Origin of the sequence: Desulfothermobacter acidiphilus, from assembly GCF_052073645.1 — a bacterium.
Classification (GTDB): Bacteria; Bacillota; Desulfotomaculia; order Desulfotomaculales; family Ammonificaceae; genus Desulfothermobacter; species Desulfothermobacter acidiphilus.
Genome location: NZ_CM125440.1, coordinates 1,743,905 through 1,767,202, shown reverse-complemented (window position 1 = coordinate 1,767,202; position 23,298 = coordinate 1,743,905). Strand labels below are relative to the sequence as shown.

Annotated in this window: 24 protein-coding genes and 1 riboswitch; all 24 genes read left to right on the top strand. The window is 60.5% G+C overall.

The features are described 5' to 3' along the window. The first annotated feature begins 13 nt into the window (after window positions 1–13). The 24 genes from purH to ACTLLP_RS08785 all read left to right on the top strand — a co-directional run bounded on the left by purH (window position 14) and on the right by ACTLLP_RS08785 (window position 23,296). Window positions 14–1,549, top strand: coding sequence for a bifunctional phosphoribosylaminoimidazolecarboxamide formyltransferase/IMP cyclohydrolase (gene purH, locus ACTLLP_RS08900; protein ID WP_441059041.1), 1,536 nt, complete (start codon window positions 14–16; stop codon window positions 1,547–1,549). Between the two features lie 12 nt (window positions 1,550–1,561). Beyond that, the gene (gene purD / locus ACTLLP_RS08895; protein ID WP_441059039.1) at window positions 1,562–2,842 is read left to right on the top strand and encodes a phosphoribosylamine--glycine ligase; all 1,281 of its coding nucleotides are present in this window, start codon (window positions 1,562–1,564) and stop codon (window positions 2,840–2,842) included. A gap of 2 nt (window positions 2,843–2,844) precedes the next feature. Then, complete coding sequence (gene hisD, locus ACTLLP_RS08890) at window positions 2,845–4,122, top strand: histidinol dehydrogenase (RefSeq protein WP_441059037.1); 1,278 nt, start codon at window positions 2,845–2,847, stop codon at window positions 4,120–4,122. A gap of 3 nt (window positions 4,123–4,125) precedes the next feature. Then, window positions 4,126–4,713, top strand: a complete 588-nt coding sequence (gene hisB, locus ACTLLP_RS08885) for an imidazoleglycerol-phosphate dehydratase HisB (protein ID WP_441059035.1) — start codon at window positions 4,126–4,128, stop codon at window positions 4,711–4,713. 10 nt (window positions 4,714–4,723) lie between these two features. After that, complete coding sequence (hisH, locus tag ACTLLP_RS08880) at window positions 4,724–5,326, top strand: imidazole glycerol phosphate synthase subunit HisH (protein ID WP_441059032.1); 603 nt, start codon at window positions 4,724–4,726, stop codon at window positions 5,324–5,326. Then, window positions 5,317–6,048, top strand: a complete 732-nt coding sequence (gene hisA, locus ACTLLP_RS08875; protein WP_441059030.1) for a 1-(5-phosphoribosyl)-5-[(5-phosphoribosylamino)methylideneamino]imidazole-4-carboxamide isomerase — start codon at window positions 5,317–5,319, stop codon at window positions 6,046–6,048. The genes hisH and hisA overlap by 10 nt, the downstream gene beginning before the upstream one ends. Before the next feature lie 2 nt (window positions 6,049–6,050). Then, entirely contained in the window at window positions 6,051–6,809 is a 759-nt protein-coding gene (gene hisF / locus ACTLLP_RS08870) for an imidazole glycerol phosphate synthase subunit HisF (protein WP_441059027.1), read from the top strand. Between the two features lie 13 nt (window positions 6,810–6,822). Then, window positions 6,823–7,551, top strand: coding sequence for a bifunctional phosphoribosyl-AMP cyclohydrolase/phosphoribosyl-ATP diphosphatase HisIE (hisIE, locus tag ACTLLP_RS08865; RefSeq protein ID WP_441059024.1), 729 nt, complete (start codon window positions 6,823–6,825; stop codon window positions 7,549–7,551). A gap of 11 nt (window positions 7,552–7,562) precedes the next feature. Further along, window positions 7,563–7,733 carry a hypothetical protein gene (locus ACTLLP_RS08860; protein WP_441059021.1) on the top strand — a complete coding sequence of 57 codons (171 nt, stop codon included), beginning with the start codon at window positions 7,563–7,565 and terminating at the stop codon, window positions 7,731–7,733. A 33-nt stretch (window positions 7,734–7,766) separates the two neighbouring features. After that, a complete protein-coding gene (locus tag ACTLLP_RS08855; protein WP_441059019.1) occupies window positions 7,767–8,012 on the top strand; it encodes a hypothetical protein in 246 nt (81 codons plus the stop codon). Next, window positions 7,993–9,186: a glycosyltransferase family 4 protein gene (locus ACTLLP_RS08850; RefSeq protein WP_441059016.1), complete on the top strand. Its 1,194-nt coding sequence runs from the start codon at window positions 7,993–7,995 to the stop codon at window positions 9,184–9,186. Before ACTLLP_RS08855 ends, ACTLLP_RS08850 begins: the two co-directional genes overlap by 20 nt. A gap of 135 nt (window positions 9,187–9,321) precedes the next feature. Next, window positions 9,322–11,454: a hypothetical protein gene (locus tag ACTLLP_RS08845; RefSeq protein WP_441059013.1), complete on the top strand. Its 2,133-nt coding sequence runs from the start codon at window positions 9,322–9,324 to the stop codon at window positions 11,452–11,454. Between the two features lie 196 nt (window positions 11,455–11,650). After that, window positions 11,651–12,952, top strand: coding sequence for a B12-binding domain-containing radical SAM protein (locus ACTLLP_RS08840; protein ID WP_441059011.1), 1,302 nt, complete (start codon window positions 11,651–11,653; stop codon window positions 12,950–12,952). Between the two features lie 14 nt (window positions 12,953–12,966). Next, window positions 12,967–13,869: a sugar phosphate isomerase/epimerase family protein gene (locus ACTLLP_RS08835; RefSeq protein ID WP_441059008.1), complete on the top strand. Its 903-nt coding sequence runs from the start codon at window positions 12,967–12,969 to the stop codon at window positions 13,867–13,869. A gap of 132 nt (window positions 13,870–14,001) precedes the next feature. Then, complete coding sequence (locus ACTLLP_RS08830) at window positions 14,002–15,684, top strand: methyl-accepting chemotaxis protein (RefSeq protein ID WP_441059006.1); 1,683 nt, start codon at window positions 14,002–14,004, stop codon at window positions 15,682–15,684. Beyond that, on the top strand, window positions 15,641–15,874 hold the full coding sequence (locus ACTLLP_RS08825; protein WP_441059003.1) for a hypothetical protein: 234 nt from the start codon (window positions 15,641–15,643) through the stop codon (window positions 15,872–15,874). Before ACTLLP_RS08830 ends, ACTLLP_RS08825 begins: the two co-directional genes overlap by 44 nt. Before the next feature lie 70 nt (window positions 15,875–15,944). Next, a riboswitch (molybdenum cofactor riboswitch) is annotated at window positions 15,945–16,066 on the top strand. A gap of 57 nt (window positions 16,067–16,123) precedes the next feature. After that, window positions 16,124–16,882: a molybdate ABC transporter substrate-binding protein gene (gene modA, locus ACTLLP_RS08820; RefSeq protein WP_441059000.1), complete on the top strand. Its 759-nt coding sequence runs from the start codon at window positions 16,124–16,126 to the stop codon at window positions 16,880–16,882. Next, the gene (locus ACTLLP_RS08815) at window positions 16,872–17,645 is read left to right on the top strand and encodes an ABC transporter permease (RefSeq protein WP_441058997.1); all 774 of its coding nucleotides are present in this window, start codon (window positions 16,872–16,874) and stop codon (window positions 17,643–17,645) included. The genes modA and ACTLLP_RS08815 overlap by 11 nt, the downstream gene beginning before the upstream one ends. Next, entirely contained in the window at window positions 17,638–18,312 is a 675-nt protein-coding gene (locus ACTLLP_RS08810; RefSeq protein WP_441058994.1) for an ABC transporter ATP-binding protein, read from the top strand. The genes ACTLLP_RS08815 and ACTLLP_RS08810 overlap by 8 nt, the downstream gene beginning before the upstream one ends. Next, window positions 18,227–19,318 (top strand): FecCD family ABC transporter permease, encoded by a 1,092-nt coding sequence (locus ACTLLP_RS08805; protein ID WP_441058992.1) that lies wholly within the window; start codon window positions 18,227–18,229, stop codon window positions 19,316–19,318. The genes ACTLLP_RS08810 and ACTLLP_RS08805 overlap by 86 nt, the downstream gene beginning before the upstream one ends. Further along, window positions 19,315–20,094, top strand: coding sequence for an ABC transporter ATP-binding protein (locus tag ACTLLP_RS08800; RefSeq protein WP_441058989.1), 780 nt, complete (start codon window positions 19,315–19,317; stop codon window positions 20,092–20,094). The genes ACTLLP_RS08805 and ACTLLP_RS08800 overlap by 4 nt, the downstream gene beginning before the upstream one ends. A gap of 21 nt (window positions 20,095–20,115) precedes the next feature. Next, window positions 20,116–21,162 carry an ABC transporter substrate-binding protein gene (locus tag ACTLLP_RS08795; protein WP_441058986.1) on the top strand — a complete coding sequence of 349 codons (1,047 nt, stop codon included), beginning with the start codon at window positions 20,116–20,118 and terminating at the stop codon, window positions 21,160–21,162. Next, on the top strand, window positions 21,159–22,154 hold the full coding sequence (locus tag ACTLLP_RS08790) for a radical SAM protein (RefSeq protein ID WP_441058984.1): 996 nt from the start codon (window positions 21,159–21,161) through the stop codon (window positions 22,152–22,154). The genes ACTLLP_RS08795 and ACTLLP_RS08790 overlap by 4 nt, the downstream gene beginning before the upstream one ends. Next, on the top strand, window positions 22,151–23,296 hold the full coding sequence (locus ACTLLP_RS08785; RefSeq protein WP_441058981.1) for a hypothetical protein: 1,146 nt from the start codon (window positions 22,151–22,153) through the stop codon (window positions 23,294–23,296). The genes ACTLLP_RS08790 and ACTLLP_RS08785 overlap by 4 nt, the downstream gene beginning before the upstream one ends. Window positions 23,297–23,298 lie beyond the last annotated feature (2 nt).

Genomic DNA, 23,298 nt, shown 5'->3' with positions numbered 1-23,298 from the left:
GAGGAGGGGAACGATGGGTAAAAGGGCCATCATCAGCGTGTCGGACAAAACTGGGGTGGTGGAGTTCGCGCGGGGGCTGGTAGAGCTCGGCTGGGAGATCGTCTCTACTGGCGGCACCTACAAGACTCTGCGGGAAGCGGGCGTACCGTCTCTTTACGTGGAGGAAGTGACCGGGTTTCCTCAGATTCTTGAAGGAAGAGTTAAAACTCTGCACCCGAAGATTCACGGGGGAATACTGGCCCGGCGCACTCCGGAGCACCTGGGCGAATTGGAGGCGCACGGCATAGTGCCCATAGATTTGGTAGCGGTCAACCTCTATCCCTTCCGGGCTACCATAAAGCGGCCGGGAGTCACCCTGGAAGAGGCGGTGGAGCAGATAGATATCGGCGGCCCCACCATGATCCGGGCGGCAGCCAAAAACCACGCTTCGGTGCTGGTGGTGGTCAATCCTTCCCGGTACGATGAAGTGCTGCAGCGCTTGCGTGCGGGCCAGGTTACCGAAGCTTTCCGTTTACAACTGGCCCGCGAGGCTTTCGCCCACACCGCCTTTTACGATGCCACCATCGCCACCTATATGGAAACGCTGGCTCCGGGAGAAAAGTTTCCGCCGGAACTAGTGCTGGCTTTTGAGCGTATTCAACTCCTCCGCTACGGGGAGAACCCGCACCAACAGGCAGCTTTTTATCGGGATCTCCTGGAAGGCGGCGTAGCCGTGGCTAACGCCGAGCAATTGCAGGGCAAGGAACTTTCTTACAACAACATTTTGGACTTGAACTCTGCTTTGGAGTTGGTGCGCGAATTCGCCGAGCCCACGGTAGTGATCGTTAAGCACAACAACCCTTGCGGAGTGGCTCAGGATCGGACAGTGGCAGGGGCCTACCGTCGGGCCTACGAAGCCGATCCTGTTTCCGCTTTCGGCGGCATAGTAGCGGTGAATCGGGTGGTGGACGAGGAGGCGGCCCGGGCTATGCTGGAGATCTTCCTAGAGGCGATTATCGCTCCCGATTTCACCCAAGGGGCGCTGGAATTGCTGCGGGGCAAGACCAACCTTCGCCTGTTGCGAACTGGCGGGCTGGAGCAGGCGAGCGGAGATTGGCGTGACCTCAGGAAGGTCAGCGGGGGGCTCTTATTCCAGGAAGCGGACCGAACGGTTTTCGACCCGGCCAATCTCAAGGTGGTCACCCGTCGTAAGCCCACACCCGAAGAAATGGAGGAGCTCCTCTTCGCCTTCAAGGTGGTCAAGCACGTGAAGTCCAACGCCATAGTGGTGAGCAAGAACCGTCAGGTGCTGGGAGTGGGAGCCGGGCAGATGAACCGCGTGGGCTCGGCTCGCATAAGCCTGGAGCAGGCAGGGGAGAAAGCTCGGGGAGCTGTGCTGGCTTCGGACGCTTTCTTTCCTTTCGCCGACACGGTGGAGTTGGCGGCGCGGGCGGGCATCACCGCTATTATTCAGCCGGGGGGTTCCATCCGGGATCAAGATTCTATCAACCTGGCCGATGAACACAACCTGGCGATGGTTTTCACCGGGATGCGTCATTTTCGCCATTAGGAGGTTGGGTAATTGCGGGTACTGGTAGTGGGCGGGGGCGGACGGGAGCACGCCTTGGTCTGGAAGCTGGCCCAGAGTCCTCGTGTCGAGCGGTTGTTTTGCGCTCCCGGCAACGCCGGCATTGAAATGCTGGCTACCTGCGTGCCGATCCGGGCCACCGACATGGAGGGGCTGCTGGAGCTGGTGCGCCGGGAAAAGATCGATCTTACCGTGGTGGGACCGGAAGGACCTTTGGCGGCTGGCATTGTGGACCGCTGGGAGAGCGAGGGATTGAAAATTTTCGGCCCTGAGCGTCGGGCGGCGGCGCTGGAGGCCAGCAAAGTGTTCGCCAAGGAATTTCTCCAGCGCCACGGCATACCCACAGCGAGGGCGGCCGTCTTTTCCGCCCCGGACGCGGCTCGGGCTTACGTCCGCTCCTTAGGAGCTCCTTGCGTGGTGAAGGCCGACGGCTTGGCAGCGGGAAAAGGAGTGGTGGTGGCCGCCACCGTAGCCGAGGCTGAGCGAGCCATAGAGGACATGATGGTGCGCCGGGTCTTTGGGGCGGCGGGGGAAAAGGTGCTCATCGAGGAGAAGCTGGAAGGGGAGGAGGCCAGCGTCATCGCCCTGACCGATGGTCGCTCGGTGCTGCCGCTATTGCCGGCGCAGGATCACAAGGCGGTGTACGATGGCGATCAGGGGCCCAATACCGGGGGGATGGGGGCTTACGCTCCCGCTCCGGTGGTGGGAGAGTCCACCCTTCAGCGCGTGTGTCAGGAGATTTTGGAACCCGTTGTGCGGGGGCTGGCTGCCGAAGGTGTGGTTTATCGGGGCGCTTTGTATGCCGGCCTCATGCTGACCAAAGACGGTCCCAAGGTGCTGGAGTTCAATGTGCGTTTTGGGGACCCGGAAACCCAGCCCCTGCTTTACCTCCTGCAAAGCGACTTGCTGCCGGCCCTGGAGGCTACCCGGGAAGGGCGTCTGGATGAGGTGGAGCTCTCGTGGCACCCGGGAGCGGCCCTTTGCGTGGTGCTGGCCGCCGCGGGCTATCCAGGTGCGGCCCGTCTGGGAGACGAAATCCAGGGGTTGGAGGAGCTCGCCGCAGAGGAAGAAGTGATGGTCTTTCACGCTGGTACCAAGCGGGAGGACGGCCGCTGGCTAACCGCTGGGGGGCGGGTCCTGAACGTCACTGCTCGGGGTCGGAACTTGCTAGAAGCTCGGGAGCGAGCATATCAAGCTGTTAAGCGCCTGTCTTTCGCCGGGATGCATTACCGGCGCGACATCGGGCTCAAGGCTCTTAAATATTTGGAGGGATAGGTTTGCTCAAGATAGTGACCCACGACGATCCCCAGATCTCGCTGGTGCTGGATCGGCGTTTTACTTTTCCAGAGGAGGCGGCCGAGCGGGTGGCTGCCATCGTGGCGGAAGTGCGGGACCGGGGGGACGAGGCTCTCTGCCACTTCACTTCCCGCCTGGACGGCGTCGATCTCCGCCCGGAGGATTTGGAAGTGCCAGAGGAGGAGATCGAGCAGGCCTACCGGGAGGTGAGCTCGGCCTTTGTGGAAGCTTTGCGCTGCGCGCTGACCCGGATTTTCAACTTCCATGCTAAGCACGTGCCCAAGAGCTGGCATGAGGTCCGCCCCGATGGCTCGGTCTGGGGAGAACTGGTGCGTCCGCTGGATCGGGTGGGGATCTATGTCCCTGGAGGAAGAGCGCGCTACCCCTCGTCGGTTCTGATGAACTCAGTACCGGCGCGGGTGGCGGGAGTAAAAGAGCTAGTGATGGTCACTCCTCCCGGCCCGGCGGGGAAGGTGGACCCTCACGTGCTGGTAGCGGCGCGGGAGGCTGGGATAAACCGCCTCTTTCGCATAGGTGGGGCGCAGGCGGTGGCAGCCCTGGCTTACGGTACGCGGACGGTGCCTCGAGTCGATAAGATCGTGGGACCAGGTAATATCTATGTAACGCTGGCCAAGCGCCTGGTTTACGGCCAGGTGGGGATCGACTTACTGGCTGGCCCCAGCGAGGTGGTGGTGGTGGCCGATGATACCGCCCCGGCCGCCTGGGTGGCCGCCGACTTACTGGCCCAGGCGGAGCACGACCCCCAGGCCCGGGTGTTGCTGGTGACTCTTTCGCGGAGGTTGGCCGAGGAGGTTAATCGGGAACTGGAGGCGGGGTGGTCGGAGCTCGGATCTCCTCCCGCCAGCCGCGAGTCTTTAGCGCATAGTTACGCCGTGCTGGTGCCCGACCTGGACACTGCCATGGATTGCGTCAACCGTTTCGCTCCCGAACACCTGGAGCTCCTGGTAGCCGATCCGGCACCATTGGTGGAAAGAGTCAGGCACGCGGGGGCCGTCTTTCTGGGGCCCTATTCCCCGGTGCCGATGGGGGACTACCTGGCCGGTCCTAACCACGTGCTGCCCACAGGGGGCACGGCCCGCTTCGCTTCCCCACTGGGAGTCAACGATTTCCTCAAGCGCACCAGTGTGCTACAGCTTTCTGCCCCAGCTTTCCGGGAATTGGGACCGCACGCGGCGCTCATGGCTGAGATTGAGGGGCTTCAGGCGCACGCGCGGGCGATTAAGGTGCGGGGGGTGTGAGCCGTGCGCTGGGCGGAAGGGTCGCGCCGAACCCGGGAGACAGAGGTGAAGGTGGATCTTTGCCTGGACGGGAGCGGCCAGGCGGAAGTGGACACCGGGGTGGGCTTTTTTAACCACATGCTTGAAACCTTTGCTCGCTTCGCCGCTTTTGATCTAAAGGTGTGGGCCAGGGGGGATCTGGAAGTGGACGCTCACCACACCGTGGAGGACGTGGGGATTGTTCTGGGGCAGGTGTTGGATCGCGCCTGGGGTGAAAAACGTGGGATCAACCGTTTCGGCAACGCCATCTTGCCCATGGACGAGGCCCTGGCCTTGGCCGCGGTGGATATAAGCGGGCGGGGGGGATTTTACTGGGAGGGAGTTTTTCCCAGTGCCAGGGTGGGGAATTTGGATGTGGAGGTAATACCTGAGTTTTTCCGCGCCCTTGCGCTGAATGCGCGTTTGACCTTGCACTTACGCCTTCTGGCGGCGGAAAACACCCATCACGCTGCCGAGGCACTTTTTAAAGCCCTGGGAGTGGCCTTGGGACAAGCGGTGCGCTTGCGCTCCGGGGGGCAGGATACGATTCCTTCTACCAAAGGGGTGCTCTGATCTGATTGCGGTGGTGGATTACGGTCGCGGGAATTTGCGTAGCGTGGCCAAAGCTATGGAGAAGTTAGGTTGGAAGGTGGAGATTACAGCCGAGCCAGAACGCCTGCGCCAGGCCGGAGGAGTGATTTTGCCCGGCGTGGGAGCCTTCGCTGCCGCCGTGACCCATCTGAAGGAGCAGGGTTGCTGGGAAGTGTTGCGCGAGTTGCTGGCCAGCGGGCGTCCTTTTCTGGGGATTTGCCTGGGACTGCAACTGCTCTTCGACGCCAGCGAGGAGGGAGAAGGGGAGGGGATGGGTTTTTTCCCTGGTGTGGTGCGCCGCCTGCCTCCAGGGCTTAAAGTGCCGCACATGGGTTGGAACCAGGTGGAGCTGCAGCGCTCCTCGCCCCTTTTTGCGGGGATTCCCGATCGCTCCTGGTTTTACTTTGCCCATTCCTATTACGTGGTTCCCCGGCAGAAGGAGTCGGTGCTGGCGGTCAGCGAGTATGCTTTTACCTTTCCCGTAGCTTTGGAGAAGGGTTCGGTTTACGGAGTGCAGTTTCACCCGGAGAAATCGGGGGATGTGGGGTTGCGCTTGCTAGCCAATTTCGGAAGGATGAGTCTGACGTGCTATTAATACCGGCTATAGATTTAAAGGGCGGGCGCTGTGTGCGCCTGCGGGAGGGAAAGGCTGAGGCGGTCACCGTCTACGCCTCCGATCCGGTGGAGGTAGCCCGGCGCTGGGAAAGCGAGGGAGCTCGGTGGCTGCACGTCGTGGATTTGGACGGCGCCTTTTCGGGTTGTCCGGTGCACCTGGAGGCGGTGGCGGCCATCGTCGCGGCGGTGAAAATTCCGGTCCAGGTGGGTGGCGGTATCCGAAGCCGAGAGGCGGCGGAGGAGTTGCTGGCCCTGGGTGCGGCCCGCATTGTCCTGGGCACGGCGGCGGTTCGGGAACGAGACTTGCTCCGAGATCTCTTAGCTCGTTTCGGTCCGGAAAAGGTGGCGGTGAGTGTAGATGCCCGCCGGGGCAAGGTGGCCGTGGGCGGGTGGGAAGAGGAGACGGCGCTAGAGGCAGTGGCTTTGGGCGAAGAACTCCGCGCTTTGGGAGTGCGTTGGACGGTTTTCACCGACATACAGCGGGACGGCACTTTGCAGGGGCCCAACCTGGAGGCGGTGGCTAACTTCGCTCGTTCCTTGCCGGGGCTCAATGTCATAGCTTCTGGCGGGGTGAGCAAGCTTGCCGATTTGCTGGAGCTCCGAAAGCTGGCTCCGCTGGGGGTCAAGGGAGCGATCGTGGGAAAGGCCCTTTATGACGGGCGCATCAGGTTGGCGGAGGCCCTACGTTTGATGGAGGAGTGAAAATGCTAGCTAAACGGATCATACCCTGCCTGGATGTGGACCGGGGGCGGGTGGTTAAAGGGGTTAAATTCGTCTCCCTACGCGATGCCGGTGACCCGGTGGAACTGGCAAAAGTGTACGACCAAGAGGGAGCTGACGAGTTGGTCTTCCTGGACATCACTGCCTCGGCGGAGAAGCGGGAGATCATGCGCGACGTGGTCCAGCAGGTGGCGGAAAAGGTCTTCATCCCTTTCACCGTTGGGGGAGGGGTTAAGACCTTAGAGGACATTCGCCAATTGCTGGCGGCTGGAGCGGATAAGGTGGCTATCAACACCGCTGCGGTGGAAGATCCGGAGTTGGTGGCTCGGGCGGCCGAAGAGTTTGGCCGCCAATGCGTGGTAGCGGCCATCGATGCTCGCCGGATGGAAGGGGGTGGGTGGGAGGTCTATATCCACGGAGGACGTACCCCCACCGGCTTGGAGGCTGTGACCTGGGCTCGTAAGGTGGTGGAGTTGGGGGCGGGAGAGATCTTGCTTACCAGCATGGATCGGGACGGGACCAAGGAGGGGTACGATCTAGAACTCACCCGGGCGGTAGCCGAAGCTGTTTCTGTTCCCGTCATCGCTTCGGGAGGGGCGGGAGAGCTGGAGCATTTCGCCGCGGCTCTCACTGAGGGGAAGGCGGACGCGGTTCTGGCCGCCTCGCTTTTCCACTTCGGGGAGTATTCCATCCGGCAGGTGAAGGAATACCTGGCCGCCAGAGGGATCACCGTGCGACTTTGAGGGGGTATAGCGAGTGGCGTTCAATCTTGACCGTTTCAAGTTCGATGCCCAGGGGCTGATTCCGGCTATCATCCAGGACAGCCGCACCAACGAAGTGTTGATGCTGGCTTACATGAACAAGGAGGCGCTGGCCAAAACCCTGACTTCCGGGCAGACCTGGTTTTTCAGCCGCAGCCGCCAGCGTCTCTGGCACAAGGGGGAGACCTCCGGTAACATCCAGGAGGTGGATGAGGTTTACTTCGACTGCGATGCCGATACTCTGCTCATAAAGGTGCGGCAGCACGGCGCGGCCTGCCACGAGGGCTATAAAAGTTGTTTTCACTACCGCATTGAGCCCGATGGCCGGGTGGCGTTGGTGGGTCAACCGGCTTTCGACCCCAGCGATGTTTACGGAGATCACCGCCCTCCACCACAGCCCGCTCCCAAAAAGGAGCCGGAGCAGCGGCCGGTATGCGTTTGCAGCAGCAATATCCTGGAGGAAGTTTACGGGGTGGTGCTGGATCGCAAGCACAGCCGTCCCCCTGGTGCTTACACCACTTACCTTTTCGATAAAGGGCTGGATACCATTTTGCAAAAGGTGGGGGAGGAGGCCATGGAGGTCATCCTCGCCGCCAAAAACCATCGGCGTGACGAGGTCATCAAGGAGGCGGCCGACCTAGTGTACCACCTTTTAGTAATGCTGGCAGCTGAAGGCGTGGGCGTGCATGAAGTTTTCGAGGAGTTGGCCACCCGGCGCAAATAAGGGGTGGGAAAATGGCAGTCTGGCTGGTGGGTACCCTCACCTGCGAAGATCTGTTGGATGCCCATTTAAAGTCGCAGCAACACGGCTTGGCGGTTTTCGGCACGGGGGATAGAGAAATATTGCTGCGGCTGCTGGGTGCACAGAGCGGGGAAATATCCTTGTATCTCTGCACCCCCACCTGAGCTCTGCCCCACGTGGCGGTCGCTGCGGGGAAAGTGGCTGGTATCTGGGTGGAGGTGCCGGAAGGAGCTCCGCTGGAGGAAGTGAAGCGAGAGTTTCTCCGCTTCTTCGGGAAGAACTGGGAGGACGTGGTGGTGGGAAGGCAGCGGGAAAAACTTTTCCCTTTCTGGCAGGCTTACCTGGGAGTTAAGGAGTTGCACTCCCAGAAGGGAGAAAAAACCGTGGCGCAATTGCGCCAGGAGGCTGGGGATATTCCGGTCTATGAAGTTCTGCTCGGGTAAAGACACCAGGTTCCGTGTGCTCCACGTGATCCGACCAGCAGCGGGCGGGATGCGCCGGCACTTGCTGGAGTTGCTGCGCTACACCGATTATTCCCTCTTTCTCCCGGCCGTGGCGGGTCCTCCGGGCGAGTTGCTGGACGAGGTGGCTTCGCTGGGAATTCCCACCTATCCGCTGCCTTTGCGGGGGAACCTGCGCCCGGGGCACGATTTACTCGCCGTGCTGGCGCTACGAGCTCTGCTGCGGCGTGAGCGCTTCCCTTTGCTGCATCTGCACGGCTTCAAGGCCGGGTTGCTAGGGGGCATGGCCTGCTGCTGCTTGCGCCCCGCTCCCGCCCAAGTCCTAACCGTGCACAACTCCCTTTTTTGGGGGGAGGGATGGCGCCAGCGCCGCTGGCTGTTCCGAATCGAGTCCTGGCTAGCGCGGCGGTGTTTTAGAATCGTCGCCGTTTCCCAGGCGTTGCGCGAGGAATTGGTGCGCGCGTTTGGCCTTTCTCCCGAGCGCATCGAAGTCATACCTAACGGTATCGACCTCACCCCGTATTCTCTGGGAGCCTTGCCTCCTGCCATCTGGTCCGAACTCGATTTGCCAGCAGGGGTGCCCCTGGTAGGGACGGTGGCTCGGCTAGTGCCGCAAAAAGGCCTTTTTTACCTGCTGGAAGCTCTGGCCCTCACTCCGCCCGAGATCCGTCCGATGTTGCTGGTGGTGGGCGATGGTCCCCTTCGCCAGGAGTTGGAGGAAAAAGCGCGAGTTCTGGGGCTGGGAGAGCGGGTGCGCTTGGTTGGATACCAGCCTCCGGAAGAAATTCCTTCCATTTTACGCTCCCTTGACATCTTCGTCCTTCCCTCCCTTTCCGAAGGAATGCCGCTGGCAGTGCTCGAAGCGATGGCGGCGGGCAAGCCGGTAATAGCCACGCGAGTGGGCGGAATACCGGAAGCAGTGCTGGAGGGGGAAACGGGCTACCTAGTGCCCCCCGGTGACTCGCAAGCTCTGGCCCTGGCGCTAGAGAAGTTGCTCCGGTCGCCAGATAAAGCGCGGAGCATGGGGGCAGCGGGTAGGCGAAGGGCGGAGGAACTCTTTTCTTCCCGGCGCATGGCGCAGGCGGTGATGGGAGTCTACCGCGAAGCCTTGGCGCATCGGGGGTTGCTCGAAGCCGACGCGGGCAGTAAAATGTAGCGGCAGGACGGGAGGGTGGCGCCGAAATTGCGAAGTGCGGTTTACCAGGTTGTGGCGATCACGGTCCTATGTCTTTGGGCTCTGACCCTTGCCGCTCCGTCGCCAGTCTGGGCGGCAGAGGCGGAATCGCCCTGCGTGATCATGGTGATTATAGATCGGCTGAGCTGGAGCGATTTCACCAACCCGGCTTATCCTAACTTGTCTTCCTTAAGCCATCGGGGCAGCGTGGGGCTTTTGCAAACCACCACCGGTGGCAGCTGCGAAGCTGGCAACACTTACCTCTCGATAGGCACGGGGGCTAGGGCCACCGGCGGCGGAGCGGCGGGAGAAGCTTATCAACCTCAGGAAATGCTCAAATCGGGAGAGTCAGCTGGGAATGCCTTCCGCCAGTTCACCTCTAGGGAAATCCCTCTCCTGGGGGTGGGTATGGTCACCATCGCTCGCCTTCGGCAGAGCAATGCTGCTCTCCCCTACCCGGTGGTTCCAGGGGAGCTAGGGGAGATGTTGGCACAGGGTGGATTCCGCGTGGCCTGTTTGGGTAACGCCGACCTGCCAGGCGAGCCGGGACGCTACCTAGCCGCTATCGCCATGAACTGGCAGGGCCTGGTCCCGGAAGGGAGAGTGGGGAGAGAAGTGCTGCGTTCCGATCCCTATTTCCCCGGCGGCTGGCGCACCGATTATCAGGCCCTGTGGCATAGTTACCTGGAACTGCGTCCCCGGACCAATTTGCTCGTCATCGATTTGGGCGATACCTCCCGGTTGGACGGTCTGCGCGCTTACATCGAGCCGGCCACTTTCCAGCGGGAATGGCAGGCGGCTCTAAAGCGCGAAGACGCTTTCTTAGGACGCCTGCTGGCGGAACTTAACCCCCAGCGCGACCTCCTGCTGGTAGTTTCTCCCACTCCTTCGGCGGTAGCGCGGCAAAAGGGAGATCTCTTTACCCCGCTCGCCATGGTGGGGAAGGGGGTGCCCCCAGGGGAGCTCTTGCTTTCCCCGTCTACCCGCCGGCCGGGGCTGGTACTGAACACCGATGTAGCCCCCACGGTCCTGCAGTTTTTTGGCTTAACCGTTCCACCCACCATGTCGGGGCGGGCCATGGAAACCGCGGCCATAGGGCAGGATCCGGACTCCTACTTGGCTCAGACAAGGGAACAGATACTTTTCGTGCACAACCAGCGCTCTCCCATCATCAAGACCTATTTGGGTTACGCCATCGGGGTTCTGCTGATAGCCTTACTTTTACTCCTGCTGGGCGAGCAGAAAGTGGCTCGCCGCTGGGGCTTGCCCCAGTTCCTGATAAGCCTCATGGTGTTTCCCGCCGCCGCTCTCTTGATGCCTCTGTTCCATCTATGGAATTTATTACCTTATGGATTGGTGTTGCTGCTGGTGATGGCGCTGCTTACCGCTGCTACCCTTGGCTTGGAGCGGCGTCGCGCTTTGCTGGGCTTCGCTGCACTTGCCTCTTTCACGGTGGCGCTGGTGCTGGGTGACGCCCTTAGCGGCTGTTTTCTTCTCTCTCATTCCATTCTTAGCTATGACCCTTCTGGGGGTGCCCGATTTTACGGGATTGGCAACGAGTACATGGGGGTGTTGATCAGCGCCACCATCTTTGGGGCAGCTTGCTGGCTCAGCCTTAAACCGCGCCGCCCGGTGCTGCTGATGGTGGCTCTGGGCTTTATCTTAGTTACTGTCATTCTGGGGACCCCTCGCTGGGGGGCCAAATTCGGGGGTATTTTAACTTCAGCGGCGGTTTTTCCCGTGACCTTCCTCCTCTTTAGGGGGGTACGCCTTAACTGGCGTACGTTTCTCCTTCTCGCTTTAGCTTTTTGCCTCCTCCCTGTGGGCTTTGCCTTCTTTGACTTTTTCCGCAGCGCTTCCGCCCAGACTCATGTGGGCCATAATTTGGCGCTGGTTCTGAGCCAGCCGGTGCAGGCCTGGAATATCGTTACCCGCAAAGTGGCCATGAACATGAAGCTTTTCCGTTACACTATTTGGTCGCGGGTGCTCATGGCTGGCTTGGGTGGGATGCTGGTGCTCTTTTTCCGGCCGGTGGGCGTGATGCGTCTCTTTATTCGCCGCTATCCCTTTCTTTACTCCGGACTGATTGGCGTGGTTCTCACCGCCTTGGCTGCTTTCATTTTCAACGATGCCGGGACGGTAGCGGCGGCCACAGCCGTTACCTTTGGTATTCCTCCTCTCTTCTACCTGTTGTTGCGCGAGCCTTCTGCTTCTCCTGATCTTTCTTCCCGAGACTCGCTTCTAGGATAGGTTGATGCCGTTTCCGGTAGGGATGCGCTTTGATTTCGGTAAAAAAGAATATTTTGGTAGCTGGGCGCCCCAGGTGATATAATGTTGTCAAATGCTGCTGTACACCTTTGTCGCCGCTAGCCGTAGCACCCTCCATTTCCTCGTATAGCCACCTCAGCTTCCAGTTCAATATAAGCGAAGAACGGGAGGGTTCGGGATGCGCTTGTTATTGGTGTCTCCCTTAAGCGGGCCGCCGGAGGAGAGGAGGAGAGGGAAAGGGCTTCTTCCCCCTTTGAGTCTCTTGACCGTGGCCGGGATCACACCGCCCGAAGTGGAGATCAAGTTGGTGGATGAGGCGGTAGAGGAACTGGAGATCAGCGCCGAGTGGGATCTGGTAGGGATAACGGCCACCACCGCCCAGGCGCCGCGCGCTTACGAGATAGCTCAGGCCTTTCGCGCTTTGGGAGTGCCAGTGGTGCTGGGCGGGATCCACCCCACGGCTTTGCCGGAAGAGGCGGCGCAGCACGCCGACGCAGTGGTGGTGGGCGAAGCGGAAGGGCTCTGGCCCCAGGTCATTGCCGATGCCCGGGAGGGCCGGATCAAGCGTTTTTACCGTCACCCCCAGGGCTGCTTCCCGGAACTCGGTGGGGTGAACCCGCGTCGCGATCTCTTGAAAAAAGACGCCTACATTCTCACCAGCACGGTGCAGGTGACGCGGGGCTGTCCTTACGGCTGCGCCTTCTGCTCGGTGACGCAGTTTTTTGGTCGCACCTACCGCACCCGCCCAGTTCAGGAGGTGCTGGAGGAGGTGGCGCATTTAAAAGAGAAAATCGTCGTCTTTGTAGACGACAATATTCTAGGTTTTCCCGCCTACGCCCGCCAGTTATTCGAGGCCCTGAAAGGTTTGGGGAAACACTGGCTGAGCCAAGCTTCCCTCCCCCAGCTCCAGGACGAGAGCCTCTTGAAGCTGGCTGCCGATAGCGGTTGTAAAGGGTTGTTCGTGGGCTTTGAAAGTCTTTCGCCCGAGGAGCTAAAGCGGGTGAGAAAATTTCACAATGACACTCGGCGCTACGTGGAAACCATTAAGCGTTTGCACCAATACGGCATCGGCGTCATAGGCTCCTTTATCCTGGGGCTGGACAGCGATGACAAGAGTGTCTTCGAGCGCATTAAAGACTTCGCCTTCCGGGCCAAACTCGATCTCCTTCAGGCCAGTATTCTCACTCCTTTGCCTGGCACCCTTCTCTACGAGGAAATGGAGAGGGAGGGGAGGATTGTGGAGCGCGACTGGTCCAAATACAACGGTAACCACGTGGTCTTCCGTCCCTTGCGCCTGACGGTGGAGGAGCTGCACTTGGGTTTTCGCCAGCTCTTGCAAGAAACTTATTCGTGGGGAGGAATCTTACGCCGACTCCTGGGCATTCACCGACGCTGGCCTGTCTTCGGTACCCTCAATCTGATTTTCCGCCAGGGCGTTAAAGGCTATCTCAACCGGGTGAAACGCCTAACTGCCGTCTAAAGGGGTGAAAAAGCTTGCTGCAAGTCTCTACTTGCGCTATCACCGGGCGCACCAACGACCCTCGCGAGATTATATCTTGGCTAGATCAGGTGGGAGCTCCGGCGGTGGAGTTGGAGTATAGGATAAAGGAGCGCATTTGGGAGGAGCTCCGGCGGGAATTGCGCCGAGTGGGGATAAGGGTTCTTAGCCTGCACAACTTCTGTCCTTTGCCCGAAGCGGCTCCCCAGGCCAGCGGGGACGCTTTTTGCTTCACCTCCGACGACCCGGACGAGAGGCGGCTGGCTGTGCGTTCTACCATCTGCACCCTGGAACAGGCGGCCGATCTGGAAGCCCGCGCCGTGGTGCTGCACCTGGGTTACGTGCCTTTGCGAAGGGAAGAGGAGGATTTCACTGCCGCCTGGCGCGAGAAAGAAAGCGGTTCCGAGGCGGAATCGAAGCGAGAAAGGCTCAAAGCGAGGCGGCGGCAAATGGCCCCGATCTATCTGGATCGGGTTTACCAGTGTCTGGATCGCGTTTTATCCGCCGCCGCCCGTTTGGAGATCCTGGTAGGCATCGAGAACCGCTACCATTACCACGAGATACCGCTTCCGGAGGAAGTGGAGCTCATCCTAGACAAGTTTGCAGGAGCTCCCATAGGGTACTGGCACGATGTGGGTCACGCTCATCATTTAGAGGTGCTGGGATTGGCTTGCCAAGATGAGATGCTTAAGCGTTACGGGAGATCGGTAATCGGCGTGCATTTGCACGACGCCGTGGGCGAGCAGGATCACCTCCCGCCCGGGAGTGGGGAGATTGATCTCCCTCGGGTGCTCGCTCTGATTCCTCCTTCGGCTTTAAAAGTCATTGAAGTGGCTGACGGCACTGACACGGAGCAGTTCCGCGCCGGTATGGCCTATGTAAACCAACTGACCAAATAATGTCTTGCAGATGACCTACATATTCCTTTTTGTTTGGCTTTAAATTCATCCACTACACCACCCTCTAAAGTATTACATTTCCGTATCGATTATCGTTTTAAGCTTTGAGTATGTGTTGACGGGGTGGTGTTAGTGTTTTCTAGTATTAAGGCGCGCTTACTAGCGGTTCTTTTACTGGTACTAACCCTTTCTTTTGCTGTGGTTTTGCTGGTTGGCTACGGGCAAATTAAGCAACTGCTCGCCGACGAGGAGCAGGCGCGTCTCCGTTCCAACCAGGCCTTGGTTGAGAACTATCTGATCGAGACTAACCGGGGGCTGCGCCTGGCGATCGAAAGTGTGGTCAATAACCCGGCGGTGCAACGGGCCTTCGCCGAGCGCCAGCGCGAGGAACTCTTAGACCTCACCGGGCCCATATGGCAACAGGTGAAAGAAGAAGGGATGGAACAGTTCCAATTTCACCTGCCTCCTGCCACATCCTTTCTGCGTGTGCATATGCCGGGCAAATACGGCGACGACCTTTCCTCCTTTCGCGCCACGGTGGTGGAGGCTAATCGAACCAAGAAGATGGTCTTCGGCCTGGAAGAGGGGAGGGCCGGATTTGGCTTCCGCGCCGTGGCCCCGGTCTTTTACCAAGGCCAGCACGTGGGTAGCGCCGAGTTCGGCCTGGGCTTTACTCAAGACCTGCTCAATAAATGGAAAGAGCAGATCGGGGGCGAGTTTTTCGTTTACCGAGCCGGTGAACGAGGGGTGGCCTGGAACGAGCAGAAGGATCTCCTGATGGGTACCAGGGAAAACGATCCCTTTCCGGTGGATCGTGCGGTGGTTGAAGGTTGCCTGGGCGGGGGGCAGAGCCAGCTAGCCTATCTAGAAGGGGGGCGGCTGGCGGTGCAACTTTTGCCTTTGCGCGACTTCCAGGGACAAACCGTGGGCTACGTGAAGGTGGTGAGCGACCGCCAGCAGATGCTGGCGGATTTGCGCCGCGCCTTCACCCGTATGCTGCAGGTGGAATTGCTGGCGATGGTGCTGTTGGGTGGGGCGCTTTACTTCCTGGTTAACCGTTTTCTCACTCCGGTGGGATTGCTCGTGGCAGATATGGCCCGGGTGGGGCAAGGAGATCTCACCGTGTCCCTTGGATATAAATCCCGTGACGAGATGGGGCGGTTGGCGGAAAGCTTCCGGCAAATGCTAGGCAATATTCGTTCGCTTTTAACGCGGGTGGCGGCTGCCGCTCAATCTCTGACCAGCGCGGGCGGCAAGTTAGCGGAGAGCGTTAATCAAGTGACCGCTGGCATCCAGCAGGTAGCCTGCGTGGCCGACAATCTGGCTCAGGTGGCCTACCGTTTAAACGAGGATACCTCAGAGTTGGAGGCGGCGTCGAACCGGGCCATTAGGGATGCCGAGGTAGGCGAACGGGCGGTGGATAGCTTGCGCGAGCAGATGGAGAAAATACGCCTCTTGATCGACCAGCTTTCCAGCGCCATCCATAGTTTGGGAAACCGTTCTCAGGAGATCGGCCGCTTCGTGGATATGATCGCCGAGATTGCTCAGCAAACCAATCTTCTAGCCTTAAACGCTTCCATTGAAGCGGCGCGCGCAGGGGAGCAGGGCCGGGGTTTCGCCGTGGTGGCCGGGGAAGTGCGCAAGTTGGCCGAGGAGTCGGCGCAGGCCGCCATGGAGATTGGGGCGTTCATCGGCGAAATCCAGGAAGAAACGAAAAAAAGCGGTTCAGGGAATGGAGCAGAGTGTTGGCAGCATCCAGGGAGGGCTGCAGTTGGCGGCGGAACAGGCTCACCAGTTCCGAGCTATCCTGGGTAGCGTGACGCAGCTGGCCCGGCAGGTGGAGGGAGTGGCTAAGGCCACCAGTGAAGTCAACGCTGCCAGCCAGGAGGTAGCAGCTGCTTCCGAGGAGCAGTCGGCCGCTATGGAGCATATTTCTCAGATAGCACAGGAATTAGCTTTCACCGCTGAGGCGCTGCAAGAGGAGATGAAGCGTTTCCGCTTGTGATGAATCATGGTGGTTGCAAAAAAAGTTCAGGCGGGCAGGGAAACGACTTAAGCTTGGCGAACCAATGTGGCTGAGAGGTTCCCTCCGAGCCCGATCACCTAAGGCTTTAAGGGCTACGGGATCAGGGCCGAAAGGGTGCACCTGGAAACGGGTGCGCCTCCCGGTGCGGAAAGGAGGGGAGATGGTAGTTTTTGGCCGACCGGGAGGCACCGGTCGGTTTAATTTTGCCTAAGGGGAGGTTAAAGAAGTATGCGAAGATTACTGGCTCTCTTGCTGCTAGGTGGAATAATTATGACTTTGCTGGCGGGTTGTAAGCAGCAGCCCCAGGCCCAACCCAAGGAACTCCGGATCTTCGCCGCCGCCGGGTTAAAAAAGCCCATGGATGAGGTCATCGCCCGCTTCGAGCAGGAAAAGGGAGTGAAGGTGATACCCAACTACGGCCCTTCCGGCGGCCTCTGGGCGCAGATCAAAGAAGGGCAGCCCTGCGATCTCTTTTACAGCGCCGACTGGATGTACATCGAGATGGCGCAGAAAGATGGGAAAATTGCCGAGGCCAAAAAGTTCCTGCAGGACGAGCTGGCCCTGGTGGTGGCCCCCTCAGCCAAGGATAAGGTTAAAAGCGTGGCGGATCTGGCCAAGCCTGGGGTCACCGTGGCCGTGTGCGACCCCCGCGCTCCGGTGGGGGATTACTCGGAAAAGGCCTTAAAGAAGCTGGGCCTCTGGGACAAGATCCAGTCTAACCTCAAGGCCCGTCCCCCTACCGTCAACCAGGCGGCCATCATGGTGAAGGAAGACCAGATCGACGCCACCTTGATTTTTCAGAGCGTGGCCCAGGCTTACGGCCTAAAACCGGTGGAGATCATCGGGCCCCAGTACACCGGAGAGATTATCTTCGGCGCCGGTGTGATTAAAGGTGGGCACGAGGCCCTGGCCCGGGAGTTTATGAACTACGCCTTCCAGCACATCGACATCTTCACCAAGTACGGGTGGAAGCCCTATGCGCCGTAACTTGGTGGAGGCGGTGTTCGTGCCCCTCTTTCTTTTTCTGGTAGTTTTTCCTGTAGTGGCTCTGCTTTTCCACCTCAACCCGGAAGGCATTAGGCGCACCTTGGCCGACTCCTTTTTCTGGATGAGTGTTAAGAACACCATCCTGGCCGCTCTGGCCGCCGCGGCCCTTAGCCTTTTTTTGGCCGTGGGCTTCGGGTATTATCACCTGTTCAAGCAACACTCCTACTTTTACCGCTTGGCCAACCTAATGAACGATCTGCCCATCGCTTTACCCCACACGGTGGCCGGCCTGGCCTTGCTTCTGGCCTTCGGCCGCAAGACCATGGGTTTTCTGGGCAGCACCGGGCTGGCCTTCACCTTGACGGCGGTCGTTCTGGCCATGTTCTTCGTCTCCTACCCCCTGGCAGCCAGAGCTCTGGCTGCGGCGGTGGACCGGATGGAAAAGGAGCTCATTGAGGTGGCCCGGACCCTGGGGGATACGCCGGTGGAGGCCTATTTCAAAGTGGCCCTGCCTACCATGGGGGAGGCCCTTTTCGCCGGTTTTATTCTGGCTTTTTCCCGCTCCATCAGTGAGTTCGCCGCCGTCATCATGTTCGGCGGCAACTTGCCCGCCCGTACTCAGGTCCTAGCCTCTTACGTTTTTACCAAGGTAGAGGAGGGGGAGCTGGGTATGGCGGTCACGGCCAGCGCTTTCTGCATCCTGCTCTCGCTGGTGGTGGTCTCCCTTCTTTGGCTGGGAAAGGTGGGGAAACAGCGTGCTTGAGATCAAAAACCTGGTTAAAGCTTTCAACGGGCGCCCGGTGCTCAAAGGGGTTTCCTTGCAAGTGGGGCCAGAGATCAAAGTGGTGGTGGGGCTCAACGGCAGCGGTAAATCGACTTTGCTGAAGGTGGTGGCCGGGATTATGCCCGCCGACGGGGGACAGGTTTTCCTGGATGGTAAAGAGATCACCTCCCTCCCGCCGGAAGAGAGAGGAATGGGCTATGTGCCCCAGCGCCCGGCCCTTTTTCCCCACCTCAGCGTGCGGCAAAACCTTCTTTATGGCTTGCGCGGGAAGCGGGAAGACGCGGCTTGGGTGCGGCAGGTGGTGGATCTTATGGGTCTAGGGGAGTATCTTGACCGCCGGCCGGCTCAGCTCAGCGGAGGCTATCAGAGCCGCGTGGCTCTGGCCCGCGCCCTCGTTCCCCGCCCCCGGGCCATGCTGTTGGACGAGCCCTTGAGCAGCTTGGACGTGGCCATCAGGCAGAAGCTTTGGGAGGAGTTTCACCGCGTTTTGCGTTTGCTGGAAGTGCCTGTGCTATATGTCACCCACGACCGTGAAGAGGCAGAAAAGGTAGGGGAGAGCTTTGCGCTCCTGGTTGGCGGCGTGGTCCAGGAAGTGGAGTCGGCCCGGCAGGCTTTCGCCGCTCTCCAAAGCGGTGTTTCTGCGTAGGCTGGCGGCGGGCGGTCCCCTGGTGGGGCTGGCGGTCCTGCTGGTGGGGGTCTTTTTCCTTTCCTTTTTTCTTGGCCCTTATCCGGTTCCACCCTTGCTGCTCCTGAAAGTTCTACTGGCGCAAGTGTGGTCTTTGCCCCATACCTGGTCGCCCACCGTGGAGATCGTGGTGCTGCTGGTGCGCCTTCCCCGGATAGTGGCTGCGGTGCTGGCCGGGGCGGCTCTCTCGGTGGCTGGAGCCGCTTACCAGGGGATGTTCCGCAATCCCCTGGTTTCTCCCGATATCTTGGGCGTTTCGGCGGGGGCGTGCTTCGGGGCTGCCCTCGCTATCTATCTTTCCTGGGGTTTCCTGGCCATCGAGGTCTCCTCCTTTTCCTGGGGGCTGTTGGCAGTGCTTTTGGCTTGCCTGGCAGCTTCCCGCGTGCGCCACGATCCGGTGTTGGCCCTGGTGCTCTCCGGTATCTTGGTGGGCACCCTCTTTTCTTCCGCTCTGGCGCTAATTAAGTATCTGGCCGATCCCTATGACCAGCTCCCGGCCATCACTTTTTGGCTCATGGGGGGCCTGGGAAGGGTGACCTTGCCGCAGCTGAAATGGATGATTGCTCCGGTGCTGCTGGGCGTCCTCCCTCTTTTCCTTCTGCGCTGGCGGCTGAACGTGCTTTCTCTGGGGGAGGAAGAGGCGCGAGCTCTGGGCCTGAACACCGCCGGGTTGCGGCTGCTGGTGGTGTTTTGCTCCACCCTGGCTACCGCGGCCACCGTGGCGGTAAGCGGGATGATCGGCTGGGTGGGGCTGGTGATTCCGCATTTGGCCCGCATCCTGGTGGGACCCGATTACCGGCGCTTGCTCCCGGCCTCGCTCCTTCTGGGGAGCAGTTACCTCCTTCTGGTGGACGATTTGGCCCGCAGCCTCAGCGTCGCGGAAATACCCTTGAGCATCCTTACTTCTCTGGTGGGAGCTCCCTTCTTTTTCTGGTTGCTGCTGCACGCGCGGAGGGGATGGGCGTGAAGCTGGAAGTGAAGGAGCTCGCCTGCGGCTATGGGGGTCGGGTCCGGGTGCAGGGGGTGAGTTTCGCTCTGGAAGCCGGGGAAATAATCTGTCTCCTGGGGCCCAACGGCTCGGGCAAGACCACACTGCTGAAGACGGTGCTGGGCCTTCTGCCCCCGCTCGGAGGGGAGGTGAGGCTAAACGGGACGAGACTGAATTACCGGGCGCGCCGCTTTCTAGCTCAGACCATGGGCTACGTGCCCCAGAATCACCTTCCCCCTTTCCCCTTCCGGGTGCTGGAGGTGGTGCTTATGGGGCGCACCCCTCACCTCAGTGCCCTGGCTTCCCCCCGGGACGAGGACTTAGCTCTGGCCCGCCACCTGCTGCGGGAACTGGGCATAGCCCATCTGGAGGAGCGCCCCTACACCGAGATCAGCGGAGGGGAGCGGCAGCTGGTTCTTATTGCCCGCGCCCTAGCCCAATGCCCTCGCATCTTGTTGCTGGACGAGCCCACCGCTTCGCTAGATTTCGGCAACCAGTTCATGGTATTGCAGAATCTGCGGCGCCTGGCCGCTTCCGGTCTGGCCATCCTTATGACCACTCACTTTCCCGACCACGCCTTGCTTTATGGTCACCGGGTGCTCCTGTTGCGGGGGGGTGAGGTGGTCGGATATGGCCCGCCGGGGGAGGTGATAACCGAGGAGAGTCTGGCTCGGCTCTACCGGGTAAAAGCTCGCATCGTGCGGGTGCAACTGGACGGGGCGGGGGAGGCCCGAATCTGCATTCCCCTAATGTGAAATTTCTCTGGAGGTGGAATTATGAAGGGTAAGAAAATCGGGGCGGTGCTGGCCTTAATAGCGTTGCTGGGGGCTCTGGTAGGAGGCTGCTGGGGCCGGGGAACACCTACGGGTTCAAGCGCCCCGGCCGCCATTGTGGCCAGCGATGGCCTGGGCCGCCAGGTGGAGGTAAACGGTCCGGTGAACCGGGTGGTTTCTTTCTACCCCATCGCCACCCATTTCCTCTTTGTCCTGGGTGTGCAAAATCGCTTGGTCTCCAGCGATGGAGTGGGGAGTAAGGAGCCCTTTTTCCTTAAGCTGGCTCCCGAGCTCGAGAAGTTGCCCCGGGTGGGAGGGGAGAAAGGGGCGGTCAACGTCGAAAGTCTCCTGGCTCTGAAGCCGGATCTGGTGCTGGTAAAGGGGCGTGACGCTAAGATGGTGAACGAATTAAGTTCCCGGGGGTTGAAAGTTTTCGCCGTAGTGGCGGAAACCCCCGAACAAGTTATGAGCACTATGGAAAACCTGGGGCGCCTTTTTGGGCAAGAACAGCGGGCGCAGAGGTTTGTGTCCTTCTACCGGGATGTTATGAACCAGATTGAGGCTAAAACCAAGAGCTTATCCGATGCCGATCGCCCCACGGTTTATTTCGCCGGCACCGACATTCTCAAAGCGGCGGCGGGTGATATGTACCAGAACGATCTTATCGCCATGGCTGGCGGGAGAAATGTAGCTGCCGGGCTGCGCGGCGGGTGGGTGTCGGTTTCGGCGGAGCAGCTGATACAGTGGAACCCGGACTTCATTTTGGTGCCGCGCTATGGTTGGGTGGGGAAGATCACTCCTCAGGAGATTTGCGCCGATCCCCGCTTTCAAACCTTGAAAGCGGTTAAGAACCACAAAGTTATGTGGTTCCCCTCGAACCTCACTCCCTGGGATTGGCCCGCCCCTCAGAACGTTCTGGGTCTTATCTGGCTGGCCAAAACCCTGCACCCTGAGCTCTTTCCCCAACTCGATCCGCTCCAGGAAGCTAATCGGTTCTATCAAGAGTTTTACGGCCGCTCTTTCACCGATCTAGGGGGAAAGCTGGATTGACGGTCTGGGAATGCCCTTACTGTGAACGCCGCTGTCTTCTCGGCCCGGAAGGGGGGTTTTGCGGCCGCTACGCCGCCACCTCCGCCGGAGTGGTGGAGCTCTATCCTCACCGCTACGCCGCGGCTTGGGTGAGCACCATCGAATCGCTGCCGGTGTTCCATTTTCACCCCGGGGCGCGGGTGCTGGTTCTCGGAGGGGTAGGCTGTAATCTCGACTGCGCCTATTGCCTGAATTTTTACGCCGCCCGGGCTAACCCCGCCACCTCCCTCCCTCATCACCTTTCCCCGGAGCGGGCGGTGGCTCTGGCGCGGCAGAGCGGCTGCCATGCGGTGGTCTGGGCTTTGAACGAACCTCTGGTCTCCTTGCCTTCCTTGCTGGAGACGGCGGCAAAAGCCCGCGCCGCTGGTCTTTGGGTGGGGGCTTTGACCAACGGCTACGGCACCGAAATGGCCACGCGGGCGCTGGGGGAAGCATTGGATTTCGTCAACGCAAGCCTTAAGTTGCTGGACGAGACCCTTGCTCGCCGCTGGCTGGGGGTTACTTTGGCGCGGGTGGTGCGGCGCAACTTGGAACTTTTATCCGGCCTTACCCATCTGGAGGTGACCACTCCGGTAGCGGAAGAGATAAACCACGCCGAACTGGAAGCGATGGCTTCCTTCCTGCGTTCCCTGGCTCCCCACCTACCCTGGCACCTCCTGCGCTTGCAGCCCGAGCACCGCCTGGCCGACTGGCCTCGTCCCCGGGTGGATCGCTTGCAGCGCCGGCTGAAAGAGCTGCGGAAAATCTTGCCTTTTACCTACCTGGGCAATTTCCCCGGCTCTCGCTGGGTAAGCACCCTTTGCCCCTGCTGTGGGATCGAGCTCATTGTTCGGGTAAGTTTAGGGGGGTGCGGGGCTAGGCTGCAGGAAATGCGCCTCCGGGGAAACTCCTGCCCCCGCTGCGGCTGTCCGGTACCTGTTATCATGGCCCCAGGGGAGGAGGGCGAAAAGTGAAGGCGCTCATCGACGTGGGGGACTGGCAGGAGTTGCTAACACTGGAGGAAGGGCGTGCGCTGGAGGGGGAGGAAGCGCCGGAGTTGGTCCGGGATCTAGCCGCCCGGTACCCCTATCCAGGAGACCTCGACCCCGCTTCCGCCACTTGGGTCACCGAGATGGCCCTGGCGCTGGAGCGGGATTACGCCCCGGAATTGCTGGTAGCGATTTACGCCTCTCCCTATTGGGCTGCCTTCCACCCGGAAGGAAAGGGCGCCTGGGAGGAGCGGGTGGTGAGAACCCGGGGGGAAGTGGAGCGGTTGCTGTCCTCCACTTCTCTAGAACCGGTCCTGGTGGGGCTGGGCGGGATGCTTCCTTGCCGGGGGGAGGTGGAGCTCTTATCATCACTGGAGGGGCTGGCGGTGGCGGCTGGTCCGCTGGCGCGCCAAGCCGGTCTTTTTCTCCCAACCTCCGAAGACCTGGAGCTTTTGCGGCGCGCGGTGGGGATAGAGAGGGTGGTGGCGCGGGAGGAGTTCCAGAACGAATTTGGCGGTCACCCCGCTTTTTACCAGCGCTTCCCCGACCACCTGATCCTGGCCCAGGAGGGTTTCTGCCTGCGGGCGCTGGGAAGCAGCCCTCGCCCGGCTTACCTGGCGCCGGAGGGTCCCGCTTTCATCCCCTTGACTGGCCCTGCCGAGCTGGGAGAAAGAATCAATTCGCTGGTGGACTTGGCCCCGACCCTGCTGGAGCTCCTGCGGCGGGGCCAGCGGATACTGCTGGTTTTGCTGGAGGGAATGGGGACGGACGCCTTCCCCTGGCCCTTTCGCCCGGTGGCTAACACTTGCGGCTGGTACCGCTACATAACCGCCGACTTCCCCCAGTACCTGGCCCTCTTCACCGGGCAGCACTTCACCGCGTGGACTTATCCTCCTGGCCTGGCCTACTACCGCGAAGACCGGCCGGGAAAACCTTACCCTTTTTCCGGGCTTTTCAGCGAGCTTCCTGCGGCGGCGCTGGGCAGGATTTATCCGGGCCGAACGGCGGCGGTAGGAGGGCGCAGCGTTCATACTCACGTCTTCACCGGTTGCCGCTTATGCGTGGAGTGTTTCGTGCGGGGTCTTTACCACCAGGGCGTTATGGTCACTTGGCGCGACCCGCTTTAACC

Bases quoted from the DNA above. Each gene is read 5' to 3' on its own strand.
- ACTLLP_RS08850 (WP_441059016.1), top strand. From the start codon at position 7,993: ATGAAGTTCTGCTCGGGTAAAGACACCAGGTTCCGTGTGCTCCACGTG.
- ACTLLP_RS08860 (WP_441059021.1), top strand. From the start codon at position 7,563: ATGGCAGTCTGGCTGGTGGGTACCCTCACCTGCGAAGATCTGTTGGAT.
- hisF (WP_441059027.1), top strand. From the start codon at position 6,051: ATGCTAGCTAAACGGATCATACCCTGCCTGGATGTGGACCGGGGGCGG.
- purH (WP_441059041.1), top strand. From the start codon at position 14: ATGGGTAAAAGGGCCATCATCAGCGTGTCGGACAAAACTGGGGTGGTG.
- ACTLLP_RS08795 (WP_441058986.1), top strand. From the start codon at position 20,116: ATGAAGGGTAAGAAAATCGGGGCGGTGCTGGCCTTAATAGCGTTGCTG.
- modA (WP_441059000.1), top strand. From the start codon at position 16,124: ATGCGAAGATTACTGGCTCTCTTGCTGCTAGGTGGAATAATTATGACT.
- ACTLLP_RS08840 (WP_441059011.1), top strand. From the start codon at position 11,651: ATGCGCTTGTTATTGGTGTCTCCCTTAAGCGGGCCGCCGGAGGAGAGG.
- ACTLLP_RS08815 (WP_441058997.1), top strand. From the start codon at position 16,872: ATGCGCCGTAACTTGGTGGAGGCGGTGTTCGTGCCCCTCTTTCTTTTT.